General features: G+C 36.0%; 27 protein-coding genes and 1 pseudogene. 6 read left to right on the top strand and 22 right to left on the bottom strand.

The window, feature by feature from the left end:
• Window positions 1–160: 160 nt before the first annotated feature.
• From WKH56_RS30315 to WKH56_RS30300, 4 genes and pseudogenes are all read right to left on the bottom strand, one after another.
• Window positions 161–1249 carry a tetratricopeptide repeat protein gene (locus WKH56_RS30315; RefSeq protein WP_342837266.1) on the bottom strand — a complete coding sequence of 363 codons (1089 nt, stop codon included), beginning with the start codon at window positions 1247–1249 and terminating at the stop codon, window positions 161–163.
• 478 nt (window positions 1250–1727) lie between these two features.
• Window positions 1728–2078 (bottom strand): DUF2178 domain-containing protein, encoded by a 351-nt coding sequence (locus WKH56_RS30310; protein WP_154992211.1) that lies wholly within the window; start codon window positions 2076–2078, stop codon window positions 1728–1730.
• Between the two features lies 1 nt (window position 2079).
• Window positions 2080–2307 carry a helix-turn-helix transcriptional regulator gene (locus WKH56_RS30305; protein ID WP_028414839.1) on the bottom strand — a complete coding sequence of 76 codons (228 nt, stop codon included), beginning with the start codon at window positions 2305–2307 and terminating at the stop codon, window positions 2080–2082.
• A gap of 240 nt (window positions 2308–2547) precedes the next feature.
• Window positions 2548–3131: pseudogene (locus WKH56_RS30300) on the bottom strand (DJ-1/PfpI family protein).
• 137 nt (window positions 3132–3268) lie between these two features.
• On the opposite strand from WKH56_RS30300, the gene WKH56_RS30295 reads away from it, so the two are divergent.
• From WKH56_RS30295 to WKH56_RS30285, 3 genes are all read left to right on the top strand, one after another.
• Window positions 3269–3679, top strand: a complete 411-nt coding sequence (locus tag WKH56_RS30295; protein ID WP_328141675.1) for an Lrp/AsnC family transcriptional regulator — start codon at window positions 3269–3271, stop codon at window positions 3677–3679.
• Between the two features lie 166 nt (window positions 3680–3845).
• Window positions 3846–4745 carry an alpha/beta hydrolase family protein gene (locus WKH56_RS30290; RefSeq protein ID WP_342837263.1) on the top strand — a complete coding sequence of 300 codons (900 nt, stop codon included), beginning with the start codon at window positions 3846–3848 and terminating at the stop codon, window positions 4743–4745.
• A gap of 181 nt (window positions 4746–4926) precedes the next feature.
• On the top strand, window positions 4927–5544 hold the full coding sequence (locus WKH56_RS30285; protein WP_310884039.1) for a methanogen output domain 1-containing protein: 618 nt from the start codon (window positions 4927–4929) through the stop codon (window positions 5542–5544).
• Window positions 5545–5861: 317 nt separating this feature from the next.
• Here the strand turns inward: WKH56_RS30285 and WKH56_RS30280 are convergent, their stop codons facing one another.
• From WKH56_RS30280 to WKH56_RS30225, 12 genes are all read right to left on the bottom strand, one after another.
• The gene (locus WKH56_RS30280) at window positions 5862–7241 is read right to left on the bottom strand and encodes a PTS ascorbate transporter subunit IIC (protein ID WP_028414843.1); all 1380 of its coding nucleotides are present in this window, start codon (window positions 7239–7241) and stop codon (window positions 5862–5864) included.
• Window positions 7242–7262: 21 nt separating this feature from the next.
• Complete coding sequence (locus tag WKH56_RS30275; protein WP_028414844.1) at window positions 7263–7544, bottom strand: PTS sugar transporter subunit IIB; 282 nt, start codon at window positions 7542–7544, stop codon at window positions 7263–7265.
• The gene (locus WKH56_RS30270; protein WP_048019346.1) at window positions 7544–9586 is read right to left on the bottom strand and encodes a BglG family transcription antiterminator; all 2043 of its coding nucleotides are present in this window, start codon (window positions 9584–9586) and stop codon (window positions 7544–7546) included. The genes WKH56_RS30275 and WKH56_RS30270 overlap by 1 nt, the downstream gene beginning before the upstream one ends.
• Window positions 9587–9923: 337 nt before the next feature.
• Entirely contained in the window at window positions 9924–10760 is an 837-nt protein-coding gene (locus WKH56_RS30265; RefSeq protein ID WP_243495008.1) for an alpha/beta fold hydrolase, read from the bottom strand.
• 36 nt (window positions 10761–10796) lie between these two features.
• Window positions 10797–11888: a low temperature requirement protein A gene (locus WKH56_RS30260; protein ID WP_338704930.1), complete on the bottom strand. Its 1092-nt coding sequence runs from the start codon at window positions 11886–11888 to the stop codon at window positions 10797–10799.
• Window positions 11889–12143: 255 nt separating this feature from the next.
• On the bottom strand, window positions 12144–12788 hold the full coding sequence (gene ycaC / locus WKH56_RS30255; protein WP_063247090.1) for an isochorismate family cysteine hydrolase YcaC: 645 nt from the start codon (window positions 12786–12788) through the stop codon (window positions 12144–12146).
• 172 nt (window positions 12789–12960) lie between these two features.
• A complete protein-coding gene (locus tag WKH56_RS30250) occupies window positions 12961–13527 on the bottom strand; it encodes an NADPH-dependent FMN reductase (protein WP_342837260.1) in 567 nt (188 codons plus the stop codon).
• 145 nt (window positions 13528–13672) lie between these two features.
• Window positions 13673–14611 carry a ring-cleaving dioxygenase gene (locus tag WKH56_RS30245; protein WP_310884040.1) on the bottom strand — a complete coding sequence of 313 codons (939 nt, stop codon included), beginning with the start codon at window positions 14609–14611 and terminating at the stop codon, window positions 13673–13675.
• Window positions 14612–14753: 142 nt separating this feature from the next.
• Window positions 14754–15152 (bottom strand): DoxX family protein, encoded by a 399-nt coding sequence (locus WKH56_RS30240; RefSeq protein ID WP_063247092.1) that lies wholly within the window; start codon window positions 15150–15152, stop codon window positions 14754–14756.
• 539 nt (window positions 15153–15691) lie between these two features.
• Window positions 15692–15973, bottom strand: a complete 282-nt coding sequence (locus WKH56_RS30235; RefSeq protein WP_028409889.1) for a hypothetical protein — start codon at window positions 15971–15973, stop codon at window positions 15692–15694.
• A gap of 10 nt (window positions 15974–15983) precedes the next feature.
• Complete coding sequence (locus WKH56_RS30230) at window positions 15984–16373, bottom strand: SHOCT-like domain-containing protein (RefSeq protein ID WP_016766321.1); 390 nt, start codon at window positions 16371–16373, stop codon at window positions 15984–15986.
• Between the two features lie 11 nt (window positions 16374–16384).
• Window positions 16385–16750, bottom strand: coding sequence for a DUF2089 domain-containing protein (locus WKH56_RS30225; protein ID WP_028409887.1), 366 nt, complete (start codon window positions 16748–16750; stop codon window positions 16385–16387).
• Window positions 16751–17022: 272 nt separating this feature from the next.
• On the opposite strand from WKH56_RS30225, the gene WKH56_RS30220 reads away from it, so the two are divergent.
• From WKH56_RS30220 to WKH56_RS30210, 3 genes are read left to right on the top strand one after another with little or no spacing between them, the layout of a single operon-like run.
• Window positions 17023–17580 carry a TetR/AcrR family transcriptional regulator gene (locus WKH56_RS30220; RefSeq protein WP_047750134.1) on the top strand — a complete coding sequence of 186 codons (558 nt, stop codon included), beginning with the start codon at window positions 17023–17025 and terminating at the stop codon, window positions 17578–17580.
• A 14-nt stretch (window positions 17581–17594) separates the two neighbouring features.
• Window positions 17595–17957 (top strand): DMT family transporter, encoded by a 363-nt coding sequence (locus WKH56_RS30215; protein WP_063247095.1) that lies wholly within the window; start codon window positions 17595–17597, stop codon window positions 17955–17957.
• Window positions 17958–17961: 4 nt separating this feature from the next.
• Window positions 17962–18372: a YvaD family protein gene (locus WKH56_RS30210; RefSeq protein ID WP_063247096.1), complete on the top strand. Its 411-nt coding sequence runs from the start codon at window positions 17962–17964 to the stop codon at window positions 18370–18372.
• Between the two features lie 95 nt (window positions 18373–18467).
• On the opposite strand, the gene WKH56_RS30205 is transcribed toward WKH56_RS30210, so the two are convergent.
• The 6 genes from WKH56_RS30205 to WKH56_RS30180 all read right to left on the bottom strand — a co-directional run bounded on the left by WKH56_RS30205 (window position 18468) and on the right by WKH56_RS30180 (window position 24851).
• A complete protein-coding gene (locus tag WKH56_RS30205; protein ID WP_034267369.1) occupies window positions 18468–19871 on the bottom strand; it encodes an MFS transporter in 1404 nt (467 codons plus the stop codon).
• 160 nt (window positions 19872–20031) lie between these two features.
• A complete protein-coding gene (locus WKH56_RS30200; RefSeq protein WP_063247097.1) occupies window positions 20032–21039 on the bottom strand; it encodes a LacI family DNA-binding transcriptional regulator in 1008 nt (335 codons plus the stop codon).
• A 106-nt stretch (window positions 21040–21145) separates the two neighbouring features.
• Window positions 21146–22093, bottom strand: coding sequence for a dihydrodipicolinate synthase family protein (locus WKH56_RS30195; protein ID WP_028413776.1), 948 nt, complete (start codon window positions 22091–22093; stop codon window positions 21146–21148).
• Between the two features lie 360 nt (window positions 22094–22453).
• Window positions 22454–23260: a DUF2262 domain-containing protein gene (locus WKH56_RS30190; RefSeq protein WP_168761134.1), complete on the bottom strand. Its 807-nt coding sequence runs from the start codon at window positions 23258–23260 to the stop codon at window positions 22454–22456.
• A 92-nt stretch (window positions 23261–23352) separates the two neighbouring features.
• The gene (locus WKH56_RS30185; protein ID WP_221832243.1) at window positions 23353–23829 is read right to left on the bottom strand and encodes a hypothetical protein; all 477 of its coding nucleotides are present in this window, start codon (window positions 23827–23829) and stop codon (window positions 23353–23355) included.
• A gap of 851 nt (window positions 23830–24680) precedes the next feature.
• A complete protein-coding gene (locus WKH56_RS30180; RefSeq protein ID WP_168761135.1) occupies window positions 24681–24851 on the bottom strand; it encodes a hypothetical protein in 171 nt (56 codons plus the stop codon).
• Window positions 24852–24926: the final 75 nt, after the last annotated feature.

Genomic DNA, 24926 nt, shown 5'->3' with positions numbered 1-24926 from the left:
AAAACAAGAAAAAACCTGCCCCATAATGAAAAATAGTGATGAATGTAGTATCTTCTTCTGTTTTTGAAAACGGGGATCAATACATTTTTACATCTTCCCCATTCCTTCAATTATACAAATCAATCATTTTATATATTTATCCTAAAAGAGTTGTAGCATCTTATATAGAAAAATAACTAGGGTTTGTATCTGTATGTCTAAAACAGCCATACAAATAACAGCGAGTTTCCAACGTAGGTTCATACTTTACAACAGGAGCTTTTCCCCAATACACTTCTTTAACCGTATTTTTAATGAAGGTAATCTCTTCTTTTGTCACTTCTTTGTATTCTATTTTAAACTCTTCTTCCTCATCTGGATCTTGAAGAACTTCTTGCATTTCTTTTTCTTTTCTTTGGATAGTCTTAGAAGCAAGTTCTTCAATTTCTTTTGTTTTTGAGAGCTTCCATAAACAATAAAAATAAGTCGGATAAAATTCTTCTGAATAAAATTCCCAGTCTAACTTGCAGTAGATATTAACAACCTCTTCATAATTCTCCAGAATATAATAGATCTCTGCTATATCAGCTTCTAAATCTTCTCCTTCTTTTTTACTCAGCAGCAGCAGCTCTTTTACAGCTTCTTTTGCTTCTGATTCCCTTCCCAAATGCGCTAGACAAACTCCATAGCTAAGGAATGGAAATAAACTATCGTTGTTAGAAGATCGCAGTAAGTGCGCTTTACGAAAACATTCCGCTGCTTCAGATAACCTTCCTTTTTTGTAGTAGCATAACCCAAGATTATTTAGATTTTCTAGTGAAGGAGTTAGAGTGATGGCTTCTTCTAATATACCAATCGCTTCTTCATACTTTTCTTTTTTAATGTACATTTCACCCATTACATTATAGGGAAAAGAATGCCTTGGTTTGTACTTCAATATATCTTCTACTATATCAAATGCTTCTTTATCTGCGATTTCCCATGTATAAGACATTTCTTCCACATCTTCTTCAACACTTCTTGATTCCATGTCTTCTACAATTGGTTTGCCTTCTGCAAAATAAAAATAGCCTAAATTATAAAGAGTTTGGATGGAAGGTTTTAGTTCAGCAGCAGCTTGCAGTTGAAAGAAAGCCTCTTCATACTGATTTATTTCCATAAAAACGATCGCTAGCTCATTTCTTAGCTGTACATTGTTTGGGTCTGTTTCCACTTGCTTCTGCATGTGAAGCGCAACCTTTTCAAAATCTATTTCATCATACTTGCTCATAGTCATACTCCTTTTAAATAGCAAACATAAAAGCCGCCTCGATTTGTCAGATAAGGCAGCTTTTACGAGAAATTTAATATAGAATCTGTTTTACTATGAATTATAGTATACTTTTCCGGTAAACACTATATTTTCCTGTAGAGACACACTCGTCTGGGTAGAGAATATAGTTAACTATAAATTTAATGATAAATATGATTTAGTTATTGATCATCATCTATTTCATTTTATAAAACGTAACCAATAGTCTACTATAATTGAATGTCTGAAATGTTGAGCACTAAAGAAAGAGAATGAATGATGGTTGGTCTATAGAAATGTATCAATCTTATTCGTTTAAAGACGACCATAAAAATAAGAGTAGGATTGTCATGAAGTTAATAAGGTTGTTGTAAGAAAATTATAGTTAAAACACTAAAGCCAAAGAAATGTATAGCCTTCTATGGCTTTTTTACTGCTGGTAAATCTGCGTCATTCTCTAGTTTAAAAAATCCCTTTTATATCGAACAGCAAGATATATACCTGAAGCAATGAATGCAATGGAATATTTAAATAAGAAGAAAATTTGCCACATATATTCTTTTGGAAAAATCAAGTCGCACAAAATAACTCCACACAGTACAACGAGGGCACTTTTTAAACCGATTTGACTTGTTCTTTCGTCAGACACACTCATGCCCATTTTCTTTTGAAAAACATATATTAAAACTGCTCCTACTATAAGCGATATAAATCCAATACAAATAAGCATATTCCAGTTACTATTTGATTGTTCTGTCCAGGTTCTCAAAGGAGTAAAAATGGCATTTTCTATTTTGTCAGTTATCATTTTAATCCCTTCCTTTCACATAACTAAAAATATCGTTAACATCTACGTTAAAGAAATCAGCTATTCGAAAAGCTAAAACAAGAGAAGGCGAATAATTATTCTTCTCCATCACATATATCGTTTGTTTAGATACTCCAACTGCGTCAGCCAATTCTTTTTGAGACATCCTGTTTAAAACTCGGTGCTCATACACTTTATTTTCAACGTAGTCACCATTTTTTTCTTTCAATGTAATCACCTTCCTTTTTTTGACTACAACTATATAATACAACAAACTTTGATAAAGGTAAAGTAAACTTATACAAAAGATAAATATTATTATATAATTTAGGGAAATAAAAAGAGTTAGACTCTTAGCAAGAAGTCTAACTCTTTTTCTATTTCAACATCAAAAAATAAAGTACTCATTTCCTTTTACTGTTTAAAAACGGTTCATTTTCGTTTCTTCGCTAAAAACAATATTCGTTGATTAGTTAAATCCCATTAAGTTTTTCACCTGTTGAACATTTTCTAAAGAAGTTAATTTCTCTAATAGTAAAAAGGCCACATCAAACCCGGTGCTAGGTTTGAGGAAGTAATTATATTGTGGTTTACGACAATATAATCATCTTGAACAAGTACACCAAATTCTTTTAACTGTGCCCTTCTTATACTTGTGGGGTGATTATAGGTAGTAGCTTTTTCACCTTCCAGAATTCCACTTTTTCCAAGTGAAAGAGCGGCAACACAGACACTGGCTATAGGTTTTCCTGCTGAGTGAAATTCTCGAATAACCTGCAAGAATCTCTCATCGTAAGCATCTTCGTAAAAATTTGCTTCTTCAAAGCCACCTGGTATAGCAAGCGCATCAAATTTTTTTACATTAATATCTGATACTAGCATTTCTGGAATTACAGTAAAATTCCATGTACAGGTTAGTTTTGGATGTAAGCCTGCTGTTATTAGTTCAGTCGTGCCGTCTCCCTCAAATTTATTCCATCCAAACACATCTGTAAAAACGCTTGCTTCTACAGCTTCAAATCCATTTGCTAAAAGTAATAATATTTTCTTCATAGAATCATCTCCTTTCAGTAATTTTTATGAAATACTTATGCAATGTTATATACAAATAATTAGGTTATTTCTAAAGATAGCTTTACTAAATTGGGCAATTACTTGATAATAATTAATAAAAAAAGGTTGACGATAACATGGAGGTAATAGATAGAAAAATACTTCATGAACTGCAGGCAAATGCTAAGATTTCAATGAAAGAATTAGCTCAAAAAGTTTATTTATCTTCTCCTTCTACCATTGAACGAGTGAGAAGGTTAGAGGAAAACGGGATTATAAAAGGCTATAAAACAATTGTTGATGCAGAAAAATTGAATAGAAACATAACTGCGTTTGTTTTATTTGAAACGACAAAATGTGAAGATCTTGCCGCGTTTTGTAGCGTTCATCCTGATGTAATGGAATGTTATCGTGTGGCAGGAAAAATAAGTTACATAGCAAAAGTACGTGCAGAGTCCGTACATACTTTAGAAGAATTTATTGATAAAGCTATGGAGTTTGGTACACTTTCAACAAACATCGTTTTATCATCACATACGAATATGTAACTCAAATTATCTCAAGATACTAGCAGTGAATAACTTTAAAAAAGCATGTTTATATATTTGTTAGTTAACAGTATCCAAATTGATTTTCCAAGAGAGCTAAATCAATAAAATTTCATATATGAGCTTGTTGTAATAAGGATTTTTAAAAGCAAGGAGGAGTATATAAGTGCAAATAAAAAAACATGAAAGACAGTTATTTTATGCCGGATGTCAATTCGTAGATATAGAAAATCAAGAACATGAAAACGTCTTGCCTCTGCTTATTATGTATCCTACATACAAAGAAGAAAAAGTTGAAAAGATGGGACCTTACACGATAAGCGCTGCGCAAGATGCTCCGCTTTCAGATGGATTATTTCCTTTGGTCATTATTTCTCATGGAGATGGAAGCACGCCTCTTGCTTATCGAACCATTGCTCAATTTTTAGCACGTAATGGTTTTATTGTAGGGGTACCTCAGCATCCGTTTAATAATCGAGAAAATAATACGCTATCTGGAACAATAGACAATTTAAAAAATCGGCCTACTCATATACGTACTGTAATCGATTGGTTTTTAAAAGAAAATTCCTTTTCTCCATCCATTCATTCAAATAATATTTCTCTTATTGGCCATTCAATGGGAGGATATACGGCTCTTGCTGTAGCAGGTGGAGTTCCCACTTCTTTTCCTTCTGAATCTCCTGATCAAAAGCCTTATTGTTTATCTGTTGATCATGATAAGCGGGTTCAATCACTTATTCTTTTAGCGCCAGCCGCCGGATGGTTTAGAGAAAGAGGAGCGCTTCAAGACGTGAATATACCTATTTTAATGATTACAGGAGAAAAGGATACGATTACTCCTTCTTTTCACGGGGAATTTGTGTTAAATGGGGTTTCTGATGCGGAAAAAGTTCAGTATATCGTTGTAGAAAATGGAGGACATTTTTCATTTCTCAGTCCATTTCCGGACTTTATGAAATCTCCTACCTTCCTCCCTTCTCAGGATCCGGAAGGCTTTAATCGCAAAGAGTTTCATGAGGACCTGCAAAACACTATATTGGACTTTTTATTACATTCTTTTTAATAGATTAGTCACTTGTACCCCCTTTTCTTTTGAAGCAATTATATCTAGGAAGAAAAGTTAAAAAACATAACACACACTCTTATTAATCTGTAATAATTAAGAAATAGAGATATATAGAAAAAGTGCTGCTTATTAAATTGATATTTTTGCTCTTTTACAAAACAAAAGGGGGATTTACAATATGGCTTTAAAAAAAGATCAGCTAACCGGACATGTATTTTTGGCTAAACTTATTACACAGTACGCAATGATTCATGAAAAAACGGTAGGCCCCGTAGCTGAAGAATATATTAAACAACTTGGTATTCGTACTGGAGAGTGGATGGAAAGCCTTTATAGCGATAAGCATGAAAAGTGGACGGTAGAGAAATATGCAGAAGTTATAATTGACCTTAAAAATTCAATTGGAGGTCACTTTGAAATTGTTTCCGTTCATCCAGACCATGTGATTGTAAGCGCTACCCAATGTCCATTTGGTGATGTCGTACAGGATGCTCCTCATTTATGTAAGATGACGTCTAGTGTGTTTGGAGGAATTGCAGCTCGGAAATTCGGCTATGGAAAAGTGAGCTTGCGCCAGCGTATTGCTCTTGGTCATCCAATGTGTGAAGTTGCTATATATTTTACAAAGCACAGTGAAGAAAATGGAGATGTGTATGAAGATCTTCCTATTACGCCTTCTTATGGTAACCCTTTCAATTGGGAAGAGGAAACAATTCATATGCTTAATCAAGAACTTCGAAGAAGCGATGAAATGATTGAAACCCTTCTTGCGGAATTAGAAGAATTACGTAAATAGCATTTGTATTACCACACTTAACTATGAAGACATTTTGTTCTAGTTAGAGAAGCAAAACAAGACGTACAAAACAAAGAGCAGCCTTTGATTAAAGGTTTGCTCTTTGTTTTTATCACTCATTTTAATTATTATGGTAAGCAGAAAAAATAAAGTAAAAGTTATTATAGCTATTTAGGGATTTTATTTGTAACCTTATGCTTACGAATCAGATGCGTCACCCTAAAGAGTCCTTGAAGCGGTCAGAATGCCTTTGTTAATTGCATGAACTGATAATGAATGGATTGACGATACTACTTCAAGCTCTTGTCTATCATTTTTTATTTCTCAACTTTTTTGTAAGGCACTGCATGACTTTCTTGCTTGCGTATACTGGCCAAGATCATTATCAGTAACACTAAACCAATACCAACCATAATGGTAGTTTTTCCACCGAAATGAGCTAGCCCACTCAAGAATAGTCCCACTATACCGAAGTCTGAATCTGAAAATGTAGCATTTGATAGACCCAAATCTCCCAACACGGGTATTAATAGAATTGGCATGAAACTGATTAAAAGGCCGTTCACAAATGATCCTAAAATCGCACCGCGTACACCACCCATTGCATTTCCAAACACCCCTGCAGCTGCACCGGTAAAGAAGTGAGGTACTACACCTGGCAAAATAATGATTCCTCCTGATAAAACTAGTATTAACATACTAACAATGCCGCCTAAAAAACTTGAAAAGAAACCAATTAATACAGCGTTTGGTGCATAAGTATAGATGATTGGAACATCTAATGCTGGCTTTGAATTTGGCACAATTTTAGAAGATATCCCTTTAAATGCTGGTACAATTTCAGCTAATACCAATCGTACACCAGCTAAAATGACGAAAACGCCGGCAGAAAACATTCCTGCTTGAAGTACCGCAAATAAAATATAGTTTTTTCCGTCACTTAATTTTCCTTCGACATAACCAGGCCCCGCAAAAAGAGCGACAATAACGTAGAAAATCGCCATAGTTAATGCAATACTAACCGTACTGTCTCGTAAGAAGCCGAGCCCTTTTGGAAAGTTAATTTTTTCTGTTGATACAATCTCTTTCTTTCCCTTTACAGCCATCCCCACGAGACCACCAACTGCAAAACCAACTGCTCCAGAATGTCCTAGTGCCACATTATCATTACCTGTTAATTTACGGATAAAAGGCTGAACGAGGGCTGGAGAAAGCGTCATAAAAATTCCCACTGTTAAAGCACCAAAAAGAATTAATGAAAAAGATGTAAAACCACTTACGGATAAAATGATGGCAATCATACATGACATGTACAAAGTGATATGTCCTGTCAGAAAAATATATTTAAATCGTGTAAAACGAGCAATCAGCAGGTTTACAATCATACCAAAAAACATAATCAATGCGGTCGAAGAACCATATTTACTCAGTGCAATCGCAACGATGGCTTCATTATTTGGAACGACACCGTTTACGTTAAATGCTGCTTTGAACATTTCTCCAAATGGAGCGAGTGCTTGCTGAAGAATCCCTGCACCTGCTGTAATAACCAGGAACCCAACAAACGTTTTTGTTGTTCCTTTTAGTGTATCTGAAAGATTTTTCTTTTGTGCAAGTAGACCTACTAGAGCAATTATGGCTACTAAAACTGAAGGTTCACTCAGAACGTTAACTAATACATTTAACACCTGATTCATCGCTATCACCTCTCAATTTCTTTACAGTAGATTTTTTTCTTGCAGAACCCCTGTTAATTTAGCGCGTAATTCTTCTAAATCAATAATATTATCCAAAATTACGACGTTTCCTAAGCTTGCCCCGCCCTCTGCAATATCTTTTGCAAGGAAGAACACGTCTGCATCCTCTGGTGTTGCAGAACCTAAATCAGAATGATTTACTTCTACGCCGCTTACTCCCATCTCATTCAACAACTGTTGAATATTCATTTCTACCATAAAACTTGTTCCTAATCCTGATCCACATACTGTTAAAATTTTCATTATTCATCTTCTCCTTTTTTTCGCATCATAGCTATAATTTCAGCTGAAGTTTCAGCTTCTTTTAAACGTTTTAATGAGTCTTCATTTACTAAAAATGAGGTCAATTCTGACAGTGCTTTTAAATGTAATTTGTTATCAATGGCTGCTAGACAGATAAACAAGTCAATTGCATGTTCTTCTTGGTTCAGTAACAAAACTGGTTTCTTCATTCGTAGAAGGGACATACCAAGCTCTTGTACACCTTGTTCTGGCCGAGCATGAGGAATAGCTATCCCTTTCCCTATATGAATAAAAGCTCCCATTTCTAAAACTCTATCAATCATTGCTTGAGTATAGGCTGAAGTAATATAATGCTGTTCTTCCAAAGGTTTTGCTGCTAGTTGGATTGCTTCTTCCCACTCTAGAGAAGCGTCAGAGAATTGAATCTTATCCTCTGTTAAAAGTTCAGAAAGCATAGGGGCGTAACTCCTTTCACATGTATAGCTTTGTCTTAAATGTTTTGTTAAATCTTCATAAAGCGATTTTTCATTTTTAATAGTTGCATATTTTCGTATGGTCGCCATTAACTTATCCATTGGGATAGTTGATTGAACCGGCAAATTAAAATCAGCTGCCACAGCCTGCTGCAAATAGTTTTCCTCTAGCGCTGTTAATAATGGACGTGTTAAATAAACAGGCTTGGATGATTCCAAATAAATAGTTGAAAAAATCATATCGTAACTGTCTGGTGACAGTTTTTCGATTTCTGCAGCCGAATATGATTCTGTAAAATGCAATTTTGGAAACAGTTGTCGTAATTGCGTTCGTAGCATCATAGAGGAACTAATCCCATTTGGGCAAACGATTGTGGCTTTATACACTTTAGGTTTAGCCTCCAGTTTTCGAACATGCCCACCGAATAAAATCGTAAAATACCCTATCTCTTCATCTGAAATACATTTTCCCGTATATTCAGAAAGCGGCTTCAACGCCTGTTTAACAAATTCAAAGAGTACACCGTGCTCTGTTTTAATTGTGTCAATCAACGGATTTGATAATGGCACTTCACAGATGATTCTAAAATAGGCTGGTACCAAATGTTTATATAAGAGCGATTTTAAAATATGCCTTTCCTTAAATGGTACTAATATTAAGCGCTCTACTTCTGAAATAATAGTGCTTGATACAAGGTCAAGCTTTTCATCAATATGGAGCTCGTCTATATTCTGCATAGCAGATAACAATTGAACCGTTAGATAGATAACCTCTGCTTCAGCCACTTCATCAAATAAATAAGCTGATAGCTCTTCCCCCATTTTTAGTAAGGGCTGTTCTTTCATTAATTTAATTTGCTTGATTGGTAGAATCAGTTTATGATGCCCAGACCTGCACTGTAGAAATAAGAGTTCATAAACTAGCTGATCTAGCCGGTTACTAACAAAATCAATCCGATATTTTTTAGCTAAATCATTTACGTTCTCTCTAATTGCCGAACCCGTATTTTCATAATTCCAACTATTAAGAACCTGCTTCATCCCTGAAATGCCCATTGGCAATTGCAAAAGTGTTCCAATACAAATAGTTGCAAATCGACGCTTAAGCCTCTCTTCTCCCTCTAGATGAAAGCCATCTGTCCGGTTATAAGATAACTGAATGCCTTCTTTCTCACAATACGAACGAAGCTTTTTAATATCCGCTAGTGCTGTATTCCTGCTTACCTGCAGAAAAGACTGATAATGTATATTTGCTATCGGCTCTTTTCTTATATACGTGTATAAATAAATTAAGTATATCCGCTCAGTCTCTTGAAAAACTGACTGCTGACGGTTAAGCGATGTGCCTTCTAGTTTCCAATAATTTTTAATTCTTTCATCAACCTTAAATTCTATATCAATCACTTGAATTTCCGGTAAATCTAAATTGCTTAATGCATTGTTCAACTTATCAAGCGTATAAGCAAATTGTCGAGGTGATAAATTTATTTGAAGTCTCAACTCCGGAATTGATAACTTCGGGTAATTAATCATCTGCTCAAGCAGCTGCAATGATTTATGATCAAACATCTTATTATCCTCCTCATGTTTATTATAAAATAGAAGTGTTAGCGATTACATAACTGTTCAATCCAATCTTTGTTGTCATTTTAGAATAGCTGTTGGACTGAAGGTTATATTTCCCATTTAAAAGTTTAACATAAGCTCTCGCACCACAGAATGGCAAACGTTTATTATTTGATTTTTATCTTTTAAAGCTATAGCAAAGCAATTTAAATGGCCTCCCTTACTATAGTACGCTTTTCTATCGGCGTAAAAAAACAAAAAAGAAGTGACCCTTTGGTCACTTCTTCTGTTCATTAACTATTTTCCGAGCTGTTTTTACTTATCAAACATTCACTTACATTCAGTCTCGTAAAAATGACACCAGCGCTTCGTTAAATTCGTGTGCATGCGTTGCATTTAAGCCGTGCGGACCGCCTTTTATTAAGGCTAACTTAGAACCAGAAATAGCTTCATGCGTTCGCTTTCCGCTATATTCAAATGGAACGATCTCGTCTGCATCACCGTGAATAATAAGAGTCGGTATTGTAAACTTAGCTAAATCGGCTCTGAAATCCGTTTTGCTGAAAGCAGCTATACAGTCTAGCGTCCCTTTAGGTGATGCAGCTGCTGCAATATCCCGGTTGTACAGTCGAAATGGTTCGCTGACTAAGCCCTTTCCGTCTTTAGCTCCAAAAAATGTTTTTGTAAAATCATCAAGAAAAGCTAAACGATCATTTTTTACGCCGTTTTCAAATTCTTGAATGCCTGTATCATCCAATGCTCCTTCAGGATGATCCTCTGACTTGTAAAGAAATGGTGGTACGGCTCCTGCAAATACGGCTTTTTCTACTCTATCTGTGCCGTATGTTCCTACATAACGGGCTACTTCTCCGCCACCCATTGAAAACCCAACTAGTGTCACATTTTTTAAATCCAAATGTTCTAGCAGCTGATGTAAATCAGCAGCGAATGTATCATAATCGTAGCCGTTCCATGGCTGAGAAGACTTGCCGAATCCTCGGCGGTCATACGTGATGACTCTGTGTCCAGCCTCAATAAGAGCCGGAACTTGATATTCCCAAGAACGTCCGCTTAGTGGCCAGCCGTGAATTAAGACAACCGGCTTTCCTGTCCCGTGATCCTCATAGTATAGTTCAATAGGTGCTTCATTTTCTGTTCCTACCGTAATTTTTGCCATTTTGCTACCTCCATTATATAGTCGTTCTTTATTTGGTTAAGTGGTCGTAAACCTAGCGTAGATCATAAAAAAGATCGCTAATTCTCCTATGATGAGAGTGCTGGGAACAATCAGTATTAAGTTAACAATAAAAAACAGCGCTAAAATCCCTAAAAACATTCCCAAGTGATACACTTTCAAACGATGTTGTTCAAATCTATATTGGTGAAAAACAAGAGTGGTTGCCATGAAATAAAGCAGCACGGATCCGAATACAAAATATAAGCTGAATGTGTACTGAACTTCATGTAAAAACATGAGCTTAATCGATGCTGCAATCATGCTTAGAGACATGAGGATAAGTAAGTGTCCGTAAATAATCGTTTGTCCGGCTCTTTGAATAGACTTGTTTACTTTCTTTTCTACATTCTCAAAGTACTGCCACCACATGGCAATAATCAGGACAAATGAAATAACCGAAAATAAAATGGTATTCCAGTCCCCTTTTTGTGGCTGTATCACAGCAAGAATGCTGACAACGGATTCTCCGAACAGGATTAATGTTAACAAAGCAAAACGCTCCAATAAATGAGCGGTGTTGGTCGGTAATTTTGCCAGTCTATTATGCCCTAAAATAGGTAAAATCATATCCACTGCAATTCCTGTATACAACACGGCGTAGCGAATCCATGAATCAAAAAAAAGCGAAAGAAGCGAGATAAAAATCCCAATTCCAAAGCATGTACCTAAAAACACAGCAACTTTTTTCCGTTCATCTCGTTCAAATTTTTGAACAATAAGGTATTGAATCGAGGTTAACGCTCTTAGCCCAATATAGCCAATCAAAAAAGAGACGTAATATTGATCAAAATCTACGGACAAGCTTGAGATCATGATAAGAACAAACAGCATTTGAAGAATCATAAAGATGCGCTGATGCAAAAAATCTTGTCCAAACCGATTGATAAACATCGTTTGTCCGGTCCACGCCCACCATATAGGAATAAAAATTAGTACAAACTTTAACAAATACTCTCCATGAATATACCCTTGTTCAACGTGAAGCAAAACATGCGTAGCAGTAGCAACGGCTGCCACAAATAACAAATCATAAAAAAGCTCCAGCCACGTAACTTTTTTTTCTTCCACTACTCCGCATCCCTTCCTATCATTTATAAGCTGTAGTGAATGTATTTTATTTTATATATAAGAGACGCATACTTCATGACAGGCAGCGTAGTAAAAGATAGATGAGCCGACTGTTCATCAGTCGGCTCATCTATCTAACAATTGCTCTTATGTCGTTACATTTTCTCCGTCACATAAATGCTCCATAGATGCCATTCTACTTTCATGTCTTATATGTAAAGAGAACGACCGATGCCAAAATGAAGCTCCGCTACGTTAAACGCCCTGCTTGCTGAAATCGCGCTGAGCTCCTCTATAGCTGCCCATTAAGTTTTGATAACCAGGAAGATGACTAGAAATTAAATTACCAAAACCTTCAACGTCGTTGCGCCAGTCACGCTGCAGCTCGCACGCTACGCTAAACCAGTTCATAAGCTGCGCGCCGCCGTGAGCCATACGCGTTAATGCCGCATCTGCGACTTGCTTATTGAACGTCCCGGAAGCGTCTGTCACAACAAACACTTCGTAGCCTGCTTTAATGGCAGAAAGCGCAGGAAAAGCAACGCAGACGTCTGTCACTACACCGGCGATAATCAGCTGTTTTTTCCCGGTCGCTTTAATGGCTTTAACAAACTCTTCGTTGTCCCACGCGTTAATTTGTCCAGGACGAGCTATTTTTGGCGCGTCAGGAAACAAATCAACGAGTTCCCCCATTAGCGGGCCGTTGGGTCCATTTTCAAAGCTAGTTGTTAAAATAACCGGTAAATCAAAGAATTTAGCCGTATCACCAAGAGCCAATACGTTGTTTTTAAATTCATCAACACCATAATCACGTACAAGGCCGGAAATAAGACCCGTTTGGTGGTCAACTAAAAGCACGGCAGCATCATCTTTTGAAAGGCGAGAGTAAAGATCAGACATTTTATCATCCTCCTTAAATTAAGGCAAGTAAGGACACGTACCTTTTCCATTCCTTACAAGCGGTCTATCATTTGAACGGTTTTTTGGATTTCATTTATGATCTGTTGAGTAAAACATGTATAGAAAGAAAAGTTATTTCTGAGGTGAAGGTTCGTGAGGTGTGTTCTCTTTCTTAATCTAGAACAGGAACAGGCGCTTGATCAATCCAATGAATGAACTGCTGTAAGTAGCGCTGAAGATAGCGTTTTGTTGACTCATCAGTTAGTACCTTTTGCTGAGCATCAACTTTTTCATGAACTTGCGAAATCAGCATTTTTTGAAATGGTAAAACATGAACTTGCATAGCTTCTAGTATTTCTCTCGTTTGCTTTTGAGCAAAAGCCGTACCGAAGCCTCCTGGAGTTGCTCCAATGAGACCAACTGGTTTTCTGTTTAAAACAGAAGAAGTCCGAGGCCTTGATGCCCAGTCCAAAGCATTTTTTAATACCCCTGTAATTCCGGAATTGTACTCTGGACTTACAATGATAACACCATCAACATCTTGAATCGCAGCTCTAAAGGATGCGACAGATTCTGGTGATCCGTCAGCTTCTAAGTCTTCATTAAAAAAAGGCAGGCTGCTTATTTCAATCCAGCGATATTGAGCTGAGTTATCTAATGTAGTCAATGACTCAGCAATCATTCGGTTATACGAATTCTTTCGTAAACTTCCACAAATAAGACCAATGGTTTTTGTCATCTATTCACCTCCTCACTTGGAATTAATTTCATATTACCACGGTGTTTCAAATATAGATATTAGTTTTATATATAGATAAATTAATTCCTTCTTTGTACCTAATTTAGAATTGAACTAGCATTTTACTATTACTAAAAGAATTCCTTTAGTCTAATTCTCTCACTTCAAAAGGAATCAAAGCTCTTTCAATTTGATCTCGATGAGTTTCATACTGTTCAGGCAGCATGAGCTTTTCTCCCATTGTTTTAAGTGACTCATCATGTGCAAAGCCTGGAGGATCTGTTGCAATTTCAAATAGAATTTCTCCGTGTTCTTTAAAGTAAATCGCATTAAAGTAATTTCGATCTCGAACAGCCGTCACTCCGTATCCGCTATCGGCTACGTATTTCTGCCATTCTAACTGATCTTCATCATCTTTTGCTCGCCATGCAATATGGTGAACCGTTCCAACGCCCATTTGCCCGCGTCCAATGGTTGTTAATTTTAAATCGATGATATTTCCAATGTCAGCTGATGATTGAAAACGTATAAAATCTCCTTCTTGCCCTACTTTTTGTAGACCCATTACGTTTTCTAATAATTGAGCTGTTTCATCAGGTCGAACGGATAATAGCGTAGCGCCTCCGAATCCTTTAATAGCAACATCCGAATTAATTTCACCAGCTTGCCACGTATTCTTTTCACCTTCTTCTCTTTCCACAATCTCTAGATGCAAACCATGAGGATCGTCAAACTCTAAATACTGCTCTCCAAATCGCTCCATCTTTGTAGCTGGAACTCCAAACTTAGCTAATCGCTGTTCCCAAAAGCCCATCGCACCTTTTGGAACCACATAGGAAGTTACGCCAACTTGCCCGTCGCCTATTTTTCCTTGTCGTGCATTTGCCCACGGAAAGAATGTGATAATCGTTCCAGGTTTTCCGCCTTCATTCCCAAAGTAAAGGTGATACGTTCCTGGATCATCAAAGTTTACTGTTTGTTTGACCAAGCGTAACCCTAACACGCCCGTATAGAAATCAACATTTTCCTGAGGATGACCTACAATCGCCGTGATATGATGAATACCCGCTGTTTTTTTACTCATTACTACCATCTCCTTCGATACATTTTTCGTCATATGTTTCGTTATCCCTCTTAAAATTACAACTATTTATCGTAAATATCTCGAATTCGAGATATTAGTCAAAAAATAAAAGCACCTTGCTTATTCCAACCCATTTTCTCTTTTAGAAAATAAAAGTATCTAGTGCATAATAACCTGGTCCTGCAATTGCTACACCGATCGCTACAACTAAAAGCATAAGGTTATATTCATACCCGTTTTGTGTTGCCCAGTATCCATTTGGACCGTGTACTTTCACAATCGCCATAACCATTGTTCCGGCAATCAAAAGTGCTCCAAGCGGCGTAAGAAGTCCTGCAGCAAATAAAGCTCCACCTACTAGCTCAGATAAACCAGCCATTAACGCCATTCTAACGCCTGGCTTCATTCCGATAGATTCAAACCATCCGCCCGTTCCTTTTAAGCCGTGACCGCCGAACCATCCAAATAATTTCTGAGTTCCATGTGCCATAAAAGATAATCCAATGACCAAACGTATTAACAACAAACCAATACTCACCATTTTTATTCCTCCTATTTTTTCATTACTTTAAAATCTCGAATTAAAATATCTTGAATTAAGGATAATTATAAAATCATATGCTCCTGCTGTCAACATAAATTTTTATATTTTTTGCAGCTAGTTAAAACGCTTAACGGCTTATTAAAAACATATTCATGATTTTATGTGGATATGAGCATGGAAGTGGAAAATATAACGGCTGAACTTTGCTGTTCTTATTAAAAGTGGAATGGTTTTTGAAACGCAACTATACTTAATGATTCTGAGCCAAATTGAGACCCTTTTTTGTATCAAAACTTATCTCAAGACCTATAAACAGAAGCGTATACATAAATAAAAGAAGCACCCCCCTCTCACCAGAGTTTGCTCCTTCTATTTGGACACATAGAGAATACCCAACTGTTAGATAGTACTCGTGTATATAACTAACGAAAGTCTTTTTCTACTTTCAAATATTTAAGACCTTTTATTAAATAAGCTCAGACACTCGGAGCCATTTTCATTTTAGTTCTTTAAAGCCAACTGCACTTTACACTAAATTATAGTTTAACTCTTACCTCCGTACCGTCAGTAGCTTTGACATCTACTAGTACCATTCCCTTATGTTTCTTCAGTTCCTTAACAATAGGCTTTAGCACACTTTTATCTATTAGCGGAAAAGTAAAGTTCAGCTCTTTTCTTTTAAAATGTTCTTTTGTCCATTTATCTATATGCTTCTGGATAAATTTCGAAAAAGCAACGCTGATAGCAACGTTTAAAAGAGCATATGGAATTGGGATACTAAACCGAGCTTCTTTGGTTTTCACTTTTACATGAATCATAAGCGCACCGTTACTCAATGATGACCGAAACGGTATCTCCGTTTGCCGATTTAATATCAACAATCTGGCCATCTAACTCGTTTTCAATTGCTTCAACAATCAAGTTTATGTCTATATCTTTTACATATTTTTCTGATTGAGGAATACTTGCTGCGATGCTGTGTCCAGCCATTAATACCAGCTTGACAAGCTTTATTGGTAAATTAACCTTCACATTATCATTTTCAGTTGAAACAACTCGAATTTTCAAGGTTTTATCTAAATACGCATTCGGTTTCTTCAAAAGCTTATTGCCTGTTTCTTCTTTTTCTTTTAATACTTGAATCAGTTCTGATCCCTTTTCTGCATCAATTTTTCCTTCTTGAACCATTGTTAACACTTTTGTAATTTCCTCTTTCACAAAAATCCCCCCTATTCTTCTTTTAAGAGCTTGATGGCTTCTTCTGCTGTAATTTCACCATTTTCTAACATAGACACAACTTTTTTCTCGTCTACTTCGTTTTTCTTCTTTTCTACATATCCAAGAGATGAAATGATGTCAGTCAGCTTGCCTCGGACGGTTGGATACGAAACGCCCAGTTCTTTCTCAACTTCTTTGATATTTCCTCTGCACGTTAAAAACACTTCTACAAAATGAAGCTGATCACTCGATAAAGATGCCAGCTTAGATAATTCAAACTCATTTTCAATCGTCGTGTGACAATGGCTGCACTGCAGCTTTGTAATTTTTAACGTTTCACTGCAGACAGGACAATTTGTAAGTACTTTATAAGCCATAATCAAATCTCCTTCTTTTAGTTAATTTGATTATACAACAATTATTTAATATTAAAAACAATAAAATTAAATAATTTTATATTAAAAATTAAATATATTAACTTTAATTTTAAAAATATTGATAAATCGTTCTAAAACCAAAATAATAAGAGCCCAGATTCTTCACATCTAAAAAAGTAAACACAAGATAAAAATGTTTATTTTTGGAAAAATATGTTGTAAAATACATTTGGTACTATAAAATTATTTTTGGTACCAAATGGAGGTTTTTTATGAAAGAAAGGATTACACAAGAAGCTATTTTTTTAATTCAGCAAAAAGGTTTGTCTTTTACTATTAGCGATTTGGCTAAGAATTTAGGAACGAGCAAACGAACCATGTACCAACATTTCAACTCCAAAGACGACATCATTGACTCGATAATCGAAAATCTCATCCTACAGATCAAGAACAAAGAAGAAGAAATCTTCCATGATGAAAGTCTAAGTTTACCGGAAAAGATTACTCAAGTTCTTATATGTGTTCCTGAAGAGTTTAGCACAATGGACATTCGCCTATTAGCAGATTTAAAACGGCTTCACTATAATCAATGGGTTAAGATAGATGACTTTCTAAAGCAAGAGTGGGATCTAGTGGTAAAACTTATGGAAGAAGGCATAGAAACCGGAGTTATACGTGAAATTAATTTACAACTGTTTGTAGAGCTATACTTGGGCGCAATCAACCAAATTTATCAGCCAAACTTTTCGCTAAAAACTAACTTAACAATGAGTGAAATATTAAAATCTGTTATGGATATTCTTTTGAATGGCATTTCTATAAAAAAATAAGGTGGCGAAAAGATGTGCATTGGATTTATCTATGTTTAGCTATTCTTTTTGAAGTAGCTGGTACAACGTCCATGAAATTATCAGACGGTTTTACTAAAGTTATACCAAGTGTGCTACTTATACTTTTTTATATTTGTAGTTTGTACTTTTTAACGTTAACTTTAAAAAGTTTAGAGGTTTCAATCGCTTACGCTATTTGGTCAGGGATGGGGATTATAATTATTACGTTAATTGGATTTATGTACTTTAATGAAAGTGTAAGCCTGCTAAAAATTGTTGCTATAGCTCTCATTATTATAGGCGTGGTAACATTAAATATGACGGGTGAAAAAGAAGGTGATACTAGTAAATCTACTTTAGGCGAACACATGAGGTAAAAAAATGAGATATTTAAAACTTTTTTTTCTTGTCACAGATATTGGGTTTATTATCTATTGGATTGTTACTTACTTTGAATTGATACCCAAAAGTGCAGCCTTCAAAGATTATGATAACCCCATAGTGATAGCCTGGAACTGGTCGTTCTTCCCTCTAGATATTCTTATTTCATTCACTGGATTGTTTAGCCTATATTTATACAGGTTGCGTAGAGAATCATGGAAAGGATACGCTTTAATTTCTCTAGTGTTAACATTTTGCTCAGGGCTACAGGCTATTGCATATTGGGCATTTATTAAAGATTTCGATTTCACATGGTGGGCTTTTAATTTGTACTTGATGGTTTACCCCCTTTTCTTTATAAAGCTACTTATAAAAGATAACGGCAATCAAAAAAGCAACCTTTCCTTATAATGAACGTTTTAAAAATTGTAAGAATTAATGAATAGCAGCATTCACTAATAAAAGAGGTAAGATTGGCTTAACCTTACCTCTTGGAACTTGCTCTTTTATGGTGCAATATCTTCTAATACCTTTTCACGTGTTTCAATCATCTTAAACGCCATAAATGCACCTACTGCAGCTACACAAGCAAACAGAACAAAAACAGAGGTAATTCCCTTAGCTCCTAACACAAAGCCAAGTATTGTAGGAGCAATAGCCGAAGCTAGTCGCAGCCATGCTGTTGCAAACGCGATTCCAAGTACTCTCATACGTGTTGGATAAATTTCTGGCGTATAGAGATAGAGAAGAACTGTAATGGTTCCCATAACGCCGTATGCTGCTGAACCTAAATACATAACACTTTCAGCAGATTTGGCACCGTTAAACCAAAGCGTTGTTAAAAGTAATCCTACAACTAGAAAAGCAATAGTTGCCCATCTTTTACGTCCAACTCTATCAATAAGTAAAGCGCACGCAAATACAGCTACTGTTTGAATCACATTCGTTAATGACGCTGCATGTAGAGATTCCTTCAATGGAAGGTTATACACTGTTTTATATAAACTTGGAAGCCAGTTGTTAAGTCCATTCGCAACAAAGTAAGAAGAAAACCAAAGTGTCCAGACAATGAGCGTTCTACTCCGGTAAAAAGGAGAAAACAATTCTTTCCAATCGCCTTTTACTACAGCTTGAGGTGCACTAATTTTTGCTTCTATACGTTTATCTGTACTCGATTCAATCTCTTCAATTACTCGTTCTGCTTCGTCAAACCTGCCCTTTGAAATTAGCCAACGAGGCGATTCACGCAGCTTAAAGAAAAATAAAAAAACAATTAACCCGCCGATACCCCCAATCAAAAACATCCACTTCCATCCAAAGCTAGGTACAACTAAAGCACCAATCTGTGCAGATATCATCAACCCAAGAGGGAAAATCATTTCATATAGCATAAAAAAACGTCCGCGCCCTTGTGCAACTGAAAGTTCATTTATATAAGCTGCGGCAACAGGAACTTCACCACCTACTCCGATACCTTGTACAAACCGTAACCACAGTAGCGCATGAAAATTACCTGCAAATGCACAAGCAATACTCATGATTGACATTAAAAAAATGGTCCATTTAGCACTATAGACACGTCCAAATCGTTCCGCCAACCACCCAAAGAAGATAGCTCCAATTGCTTGTCCAAGATATCCAGAACCGATAAGAATACCGATTTGACCAGGGGTTAAATTCCATATTCCAATTAACACGGGTAAAACGAATGCCAGAGATAACGCGTCAAAAGCATCAAAAAACGTGGCTGAACCCATAATTACGCGCGGTTTAATATGCCAACGTGAAAAGGGAACGCTTTCTATCCGTGTAAGCAGTTCGGTAGCACGATTAGACAAACCAATTTCTTCGTGATCATAGTTGATATTCTTAGTGGGTTCTGAAGAATTTCTGTTCAATTCTGTATTCATACATAAATCCTCCTTAATAGCAATTCCCTCAAATCGGAATGACAATCACCCTAAGATACGTGAAACAAAACTTATTAAATCAGAAATTAAATGAAAGGGTTTACAGTTAAAGGCAGCAAATAGTAGACTCTAAAATCTTTTTAGAGCCTAGGTATGAATCTTAGTTATGTTTTGGACTATCGGTTGTAGATCTGTTAATATACTCCATATTGAATACGACATCTTTTTTTCGAATCTGTTTTCCTTCGAGCATATTCATCAGTATCGAGGTTGCTCTTTGACCAATACCTAATAAATCGACATGCACTGTAGATAAAGCAGGCGTAATAAAATCTGAAATTGGAACATCATCTGCACCAACCACTGATAAATCTTTGGGTACAGATAGTCCAAGCATATTGGCTGCCTTAATAACCCCGATGGCTAAATAATCAGATGAGCAAACGACCCCTGTAATGTTGCTATGTTTCTTTAAAAATGTCGCTACTTCTGTTGTTGCTTTTAAAGCGTCAAACTCATCAATCTCAAATACGTTTTCAGAAGAAAAAGGTAAACCTAGTTCATCCATTCTCTTTTTATATCCATTTAAACACCTGACACTATGCATGGAACTCATCGGCCCATTTACTATTCCGATATTCCGATGTCCTAGCTGATAAAGAGCATCCACTGCTTGTTTGATACCATCTTCATCATCCGGTCGCACGCATGGGAAAGGAGACCCTTCTAAATAGCTCCCTACTACGACAATCGGTAATCGGATACTTTCTAACCATTCTAGACTTAGCTCCTCATTTCTAGGTGCAAAAAGAATAACCCCATCTACAGCTTGAGTTTCAAGCAACCTCTTCTGTTGAGAAGAGGTAAATGACATCATCATATTATAGTCTGTTTGGTCGATTCCTTTCGCTATTCCTTCTAAAACGGTTGAAAAAAATGGATTGTTCAAAATAAATGATCCTCGTGGAACCACAACTGCAATATTTCCTGTGTTTTGTTTAACGAGTCCTCTAGCTCCTAAATTAGGACGATAATCTAATTCTTCCATTACTTTACGAATTCGCTCTGCGGTTTTCGCTCCAACACCAGGTTTATTTGTCAATACTCGTGAGACAGAAGCTGTTGACACACCAGCTTTAAGTGCCACGTCCTTAATACTTACGCTCATAGTACATACCTCCGTGGGTCAAGTATATCTATCTATTATAAACGAGTCCCACCTAAATACTAAAGAATAGTGGTTGCAATCTTGCAACCACTATCTACAATGTTTATTACGCTTTCACTTCATCTTTTAATAATCCGACTTTTAGTAAGCCTTGACGAATTTCTTCTACTTCCTCTTCTTTTAAAGGTAATACTGGACGTCTCGCTAATGAACTACTAATTAATCCACGTTGATACATCGCTTCTTTCATACGCAAGTGAGAAGTAGAAGAAGGTTCATCCATTTTATATACAGCCTGCTTTAATTCAAAGATACGGTCATACACAGCATTCGCAGCCGTTAAGTCTTGATCTTTCACACATTTCACTAATTCCGCGATTAAATCTGGCACAAAACAACCAAATCCAACTAATGCACCGTCGATTCCTTGAACTAAAGTAGGTAACAAGTATTCATCATGACACGTTAACAGTGAGACATCAGGCGCATTCTTTTTTAGAGCTCGAATATCTACTTCATATTGTGCAATATCTCGTTGTCCGACTTTAATAGACACAACGTTTGGAATCGCAGCCATTTCTAATAATTGGCTGGTTGTATACGAAGTTTTTGTCCAAGTTGGATATTGGTGAACAACGATTGAGATGTTGATCGCTTCTGCCACGTCTTTAAAAAACTGTACTGGTGATTCTTCTTGCATTCCAAATCGCAGCCAAGAATGTGGAGGCATAAGAAGGATCCCACTTCCTCCAGCTTTTTCTACAGCTTGCGCGTGTTGGATAGCTTCGATTGTTCCCTCTGCTGAAACACCAGAGATAACAGGAATACGTCCTTTTAATTCATCAGCTGCAATTCTTACAGCTTCTGCACGTTCTTCAGGTAGTAAAGTCATGATTTCCCCTGTGTGACCATTTACTACAATTCCATTAACCCCTTCGTGACCTGCAACCCAGCGAACTAAAGAACGAAAGCCCTCTTCATCAATCGAATAATCGTCCTTAAATGGGATAAGAACTGCTGGAAATACGCCACTCCATTTTACTTTGTTTTTCATTAAAAACATCCCCTTTGTTGTTTTAATTTTTAACTTTAAACTTATAGTAAACGTTTACGTAATTAATCATAAAATGTAAACGTTTAATTGTCAATATAATTTTTATTTTCTGATAAATAAAGATAAAAACTGCTTTTAATCGTTAAAAAATCCAGCAAAAATATAATTATCACAGAATAATTTAGTAGTAAACGTTTACTATCACGAAAAACTCATACAAATCCGTTTAAGCAGCATAGTAATTCGTATATGTTCCAAGCCCTAAAAAGAGTAAAAACAAGATTGAATAAAAAAAGAGAAGGATAAACTCCTTCTCTTACACTACATAATTGTTTTTAAACTATCATTCAACCACTCTATTTATCCTGCAATTTGAGCCCTAGTAAAAGTCCCATTTATATTTCCTTCTACAACGATACTATGTCCTGCAAACATATCTCCATCAGAAAAATAAAAATCAAAATCACCTTCTGGATAAACGGATATAGTGTCTAAACTCATAAAATCCATAAACATTTCTTCTGTAATTTCCTCTATTTCATCCTCTTCCTGTAGCCAATCGTTTGCTAAATCGACCAGTTCCGCTGCGGCATACATTCTAATTTTCCGGCTCCATTTATCCTGCTCCCCAAAAAGTGTGTGTGCTGTCTTCAGCGCAGATTTCATCATACTTTCATCTTCATGCCAGTCGAAATACAGCTCGCACTGTTCATTCTCCCAAGCAATGTTTCTTTCAAAAACTTTAATACCCTTTTCAAGTGTAAACTTGCCAAATATCTCATCATGATAATAAACCGGCTTTACTGATTCTTTTACTATCGTTTCTAACTCTCCGTCTTCATACTCTGGTTCCAGAATGTTAACGAGCATCATTGAATCCGTTCCCGTACGTACTTGTAGCTTTACAACGGTATTACTTTGCAGTAGATTCATTGCTTTCTCCACTTCTTCCTCGTCCACTAACCATCTAAGCTGTATCTCTTCTTTCTTGACTACTTCATTTTCCTCTAAACTTTTCCATGCAATTAAATCAATTGATGCTGTCCATAAAGTCTCTTCACTGGACATTCCAGCACCAATTCCTACTGAACCTGTAACCGCTGCTATGTCAATTACGTCTTCTGAGAACTCTTTTTCAAATGTCTTTTTTTCATTGAATTCACTCATTTAATATACATTCCCCTCTTTAACTGCTGTTGAAAAATTCGCCCTAAATATATAGTCACAAACTGATATGTTAATTCTCTGCTTTTATCTCTTTATAGCGGTCCACCTTCAAAACCAATAGGCCATCCGCTTCTGTTGAACTTTACTTTATATTGAAATACATTGGGATAATCGCCGTAAACAAAAGCTAAAGAACATCCTGCAAGAATATGTCCGTCAAAATTTAAAAGCTGCCCAAAACTTACAGCGGACAGATAATAGACACTAAATTTTTGTGCAGAAATGAACTGCTTTAAATACTCGAATGACCTTTTAAGATAGATATGTAATTGTTTCAATATACAATCCGCCATTTCAACAAATTCCTCATATGGCTTTTCACTATTTCCCTCTATCGTAATTTCAACTTCTTCCCATTCTCCTATATCCGTACTCCAAAACCATCGCCTTGTAACTGGGACTTCAGCTTCATTTTCATCAAGTGGTTGAAATAGGACAAGTTCTTCATACCCATTTTGTTTGAAGTTAGAGATTGTATAGGTTCGTTCAGAGAACTTAAGATCACTCATTTATTCCTCCTCCCTTCTATGTTTTTACTTCTATGTAGAAATATGTTTTTGACTTACTACGTTTAATTTTAGTACTACACAAAGCGAGCATCAATTAAATTACTCAGCCTCTTTCAATAAAAACTTTTACGTTTTTCTGATTGCTGTTACTATAATAAGAGAGAAGCACATTACCTATAAATTATAAGGTGGAGGGGTAACAAATAAATAAGAAAATCGCTAATATCATCATCTTTTTTATGTGGTTTCTGTTCTTGCTTCTTCTATGGATCATCTTCTCTTTTTCTAAAGGCCAAGGTGGAGAATGGTGGTCTATGTACCATTTGAACTCCCATAAATATGGTCCTTGGGCTTTGGGGATTTCTTACATAAAAATTAGTGTTGCTGCGGTTATTTCGTTAGTAATAGCCTATATCGCGAGTTTTGGATTCAAAAGAAAGAAAGAAGATCAACTGAGGTGCTACTTAATAAAAGAGGATTTCTAACGTAGCTTTTATATTTTAGGGAGAAATGCAAAATCACTTATATAAGAATTCACACACATATAATTCTAGTTGTTTGAATTGAGGTTACAGTTCTTCCTGTAACCTCTTTTACAATTCCTTACCTGCAATTATCTTTTATATAAGTGTCATATGAGGTATTTTTTAATTTCCACAAGTTTGATCATGGGAAGCAGCCTTTCTAATTCCTGTTCCCCATTGGTTACCAACACTACCTTATTTTTAAACATAACGTTTATATCTCTTTTATTATCAAGCTCTGGAGAATTACCATATTTGCTTGTTCATTCCTTTTGTTTGGTCTTCTTCACTATCTTTTTTAAGTAGATTTCCTAAACCTAAAAGAACTCAGTTAACAGCTAGGGGAGAAGCTGGATTATAACAACAGATAATTTCAGAAAAAATTTTATGATTTTGTAATTTCACGAAAGTTTCTCTTGCCTCCCTTTCTGTTTTAAATTCAAACATGATAATATTATTTTCTCTTGAATAAGCATTGATTACAGTAACCACCCACATTAAAAACCCCCTAGGGTTGTTACAATTAAATTTGATTCTGATAAATGAATATCTCTAGCATTCTTATGAGTAACT

It is taken from the genome of Priestia sp. SB1 (genome assembly GCF_038898415.1).
Note: the sequence above shows the minus strand (reverse complement) of the source record. Positions and strands in the feature narration are given on the sequence as shown.

Coding starts and splice junctions, on each gene's coding strand:
- WKH56_RS30315 (WP_342837266.1), bottom strand. CDS start 1,249: ATGAGCAAGTATGATGAAATAGATTTTGAAAAGGTTGCGCTTCACATG.
- ycaC (WP_063247090.1), bottom strand. CDS start 12,788: ATGTCTGATCTTTACTCTCGCCTTTCAAAAGATGATGCTGCCGTGCTT.
- WKH56_RS30180 (WP_168761135.1), bottom strand. CDS start 24,851: ATGTGGGTGGTTACTGTAATCAATGCTTATTCAAGAGAAAATAATATT.
- WKH56_RS30310 (WP_154992211.1), bottom strand. CDS start 2,078: ATGATAACTGACAAAATAGAAAATGCCATTTTTACTCCTTTGAGAACC.
- WKH56_RS30295 (WP_328141675.1), top strand. CDS start 3,269: ATGGAGGTAATAGATAGAAAAATACTTCATGAACTGCAGGCAAATGCT.
- WKH56_RS30225 (WP_028409887.1), bottom strand. CDS start 16,750: ATGGCTTATAAAGTACTTACAAATTGTCCTGTCTGCAGTGAAACGTTA.
- WKH56_RS30240 (WP_063247092.1), bottom strand. CDS start 15,152: ATGGTGAGTATTGGTTTGTTGTTAATACGTTTGGTCATTGGATTATCT.
- WKH56_RS30270 (WP_048019346.1), bottom strand. CDS start 9,586: ATGTTTGATCATAAATCATTGCAGCTGCTTGAGCAGATGATTAATTAC.
- WKH56_RS30245 (WP_310884040.1), bottom strand. CDS start 14,611: ATGAGTAAAAAAACAGCGGGTATTCATCATATCACGGCGATTGTAGGT.
- WKH56_RS30250 (WP_342837260.1), bottom strand. CDS start 13,527: ATGACAAAAACCATTGGTCTTATTTGTGGAAGTTTACGAAAGAATTCG.
- WKH56_RS30220 (WP_047750134.1), top strand. CDS start 17,023: ATGAAAGAAAGGATTACACAAGAAGCTATTTTTTTAATTCAGCAAAAA.
- WKH56_RS30210 (WP_063247096.1), top strand. CDS start 17,962: ATGAGATATTTAAAACTTTTTTTTCTTGTCACAGATATTGGGTTTATT.
- WKH56_RS30265 (WP_243495008.1), bottom strand. CDS start 10,760: ATGGCAAAAATTACGGTAGGAACAGAAAATGAAGCACCTATTGAACTA.
- WKH56_RS30235 (WP_028409889.1), bottom strand. CDS start 15,973: ATGATTCATGTAAAAGTGAAAACCAAAGAAGCTCGGTTTAGTATCCCA.
- WKH56_RS30280 (WP_028414843.1), bottom strand. CDS start 7,241: ATGAATCAGGTGTTAAATGTATTAGTTAACGTTCTGAGTGAACCTTCA.
- WKH56_RS30185 (WP_221832243.1), bottom strand. CDS start 23,829: ATGAGTGATCTTAAGTTCTCTGAACGAACCTATACAATCTCTAACTTC.
- WKH56_RS30205 (WP_034267369.1), bottom strand. CDS start 19,871: ATGAATACAGAATTGAACAGAAATTCTTCAGAACCCACTAAGAATATC.
- WKH56_RS30200 (WP_063247097.1), bottom strand. CDS start 21,039: ATGAGCGTAAGTATTAAGGACGTGGCACTTAAAGCTGGTGTGTCAACA.
- WKH56_RS30190 (WP_168761134.1), bottom strand. CDS start 23,260: ATGAGTGAATTCAATGAAAAAAAGACATTTGAAAAAGAGTTCTCAGAA.
- WKH56_RS30195 (WP_028413776.1), bottom strand. CDS start 22,093: ATGAAAAACAAAGTAAAATGGAGTGGCGTATTTCCAGCAGTTCTTATC.
- WKH56_RS30275 (WP_028414844.1), bottom strand. CDS start 7,544: ATGAAAATTTTAACAGTATGTGGATCAGGATTAGGAACAAGTTTTATG.
- WKH56_RS30285 (WP_310884039.1), top strand. CDS start 4,927: ATGGCTTTAAAAAAAGATCAGCTAACCGGACATGTATTTTTGGCTAAA.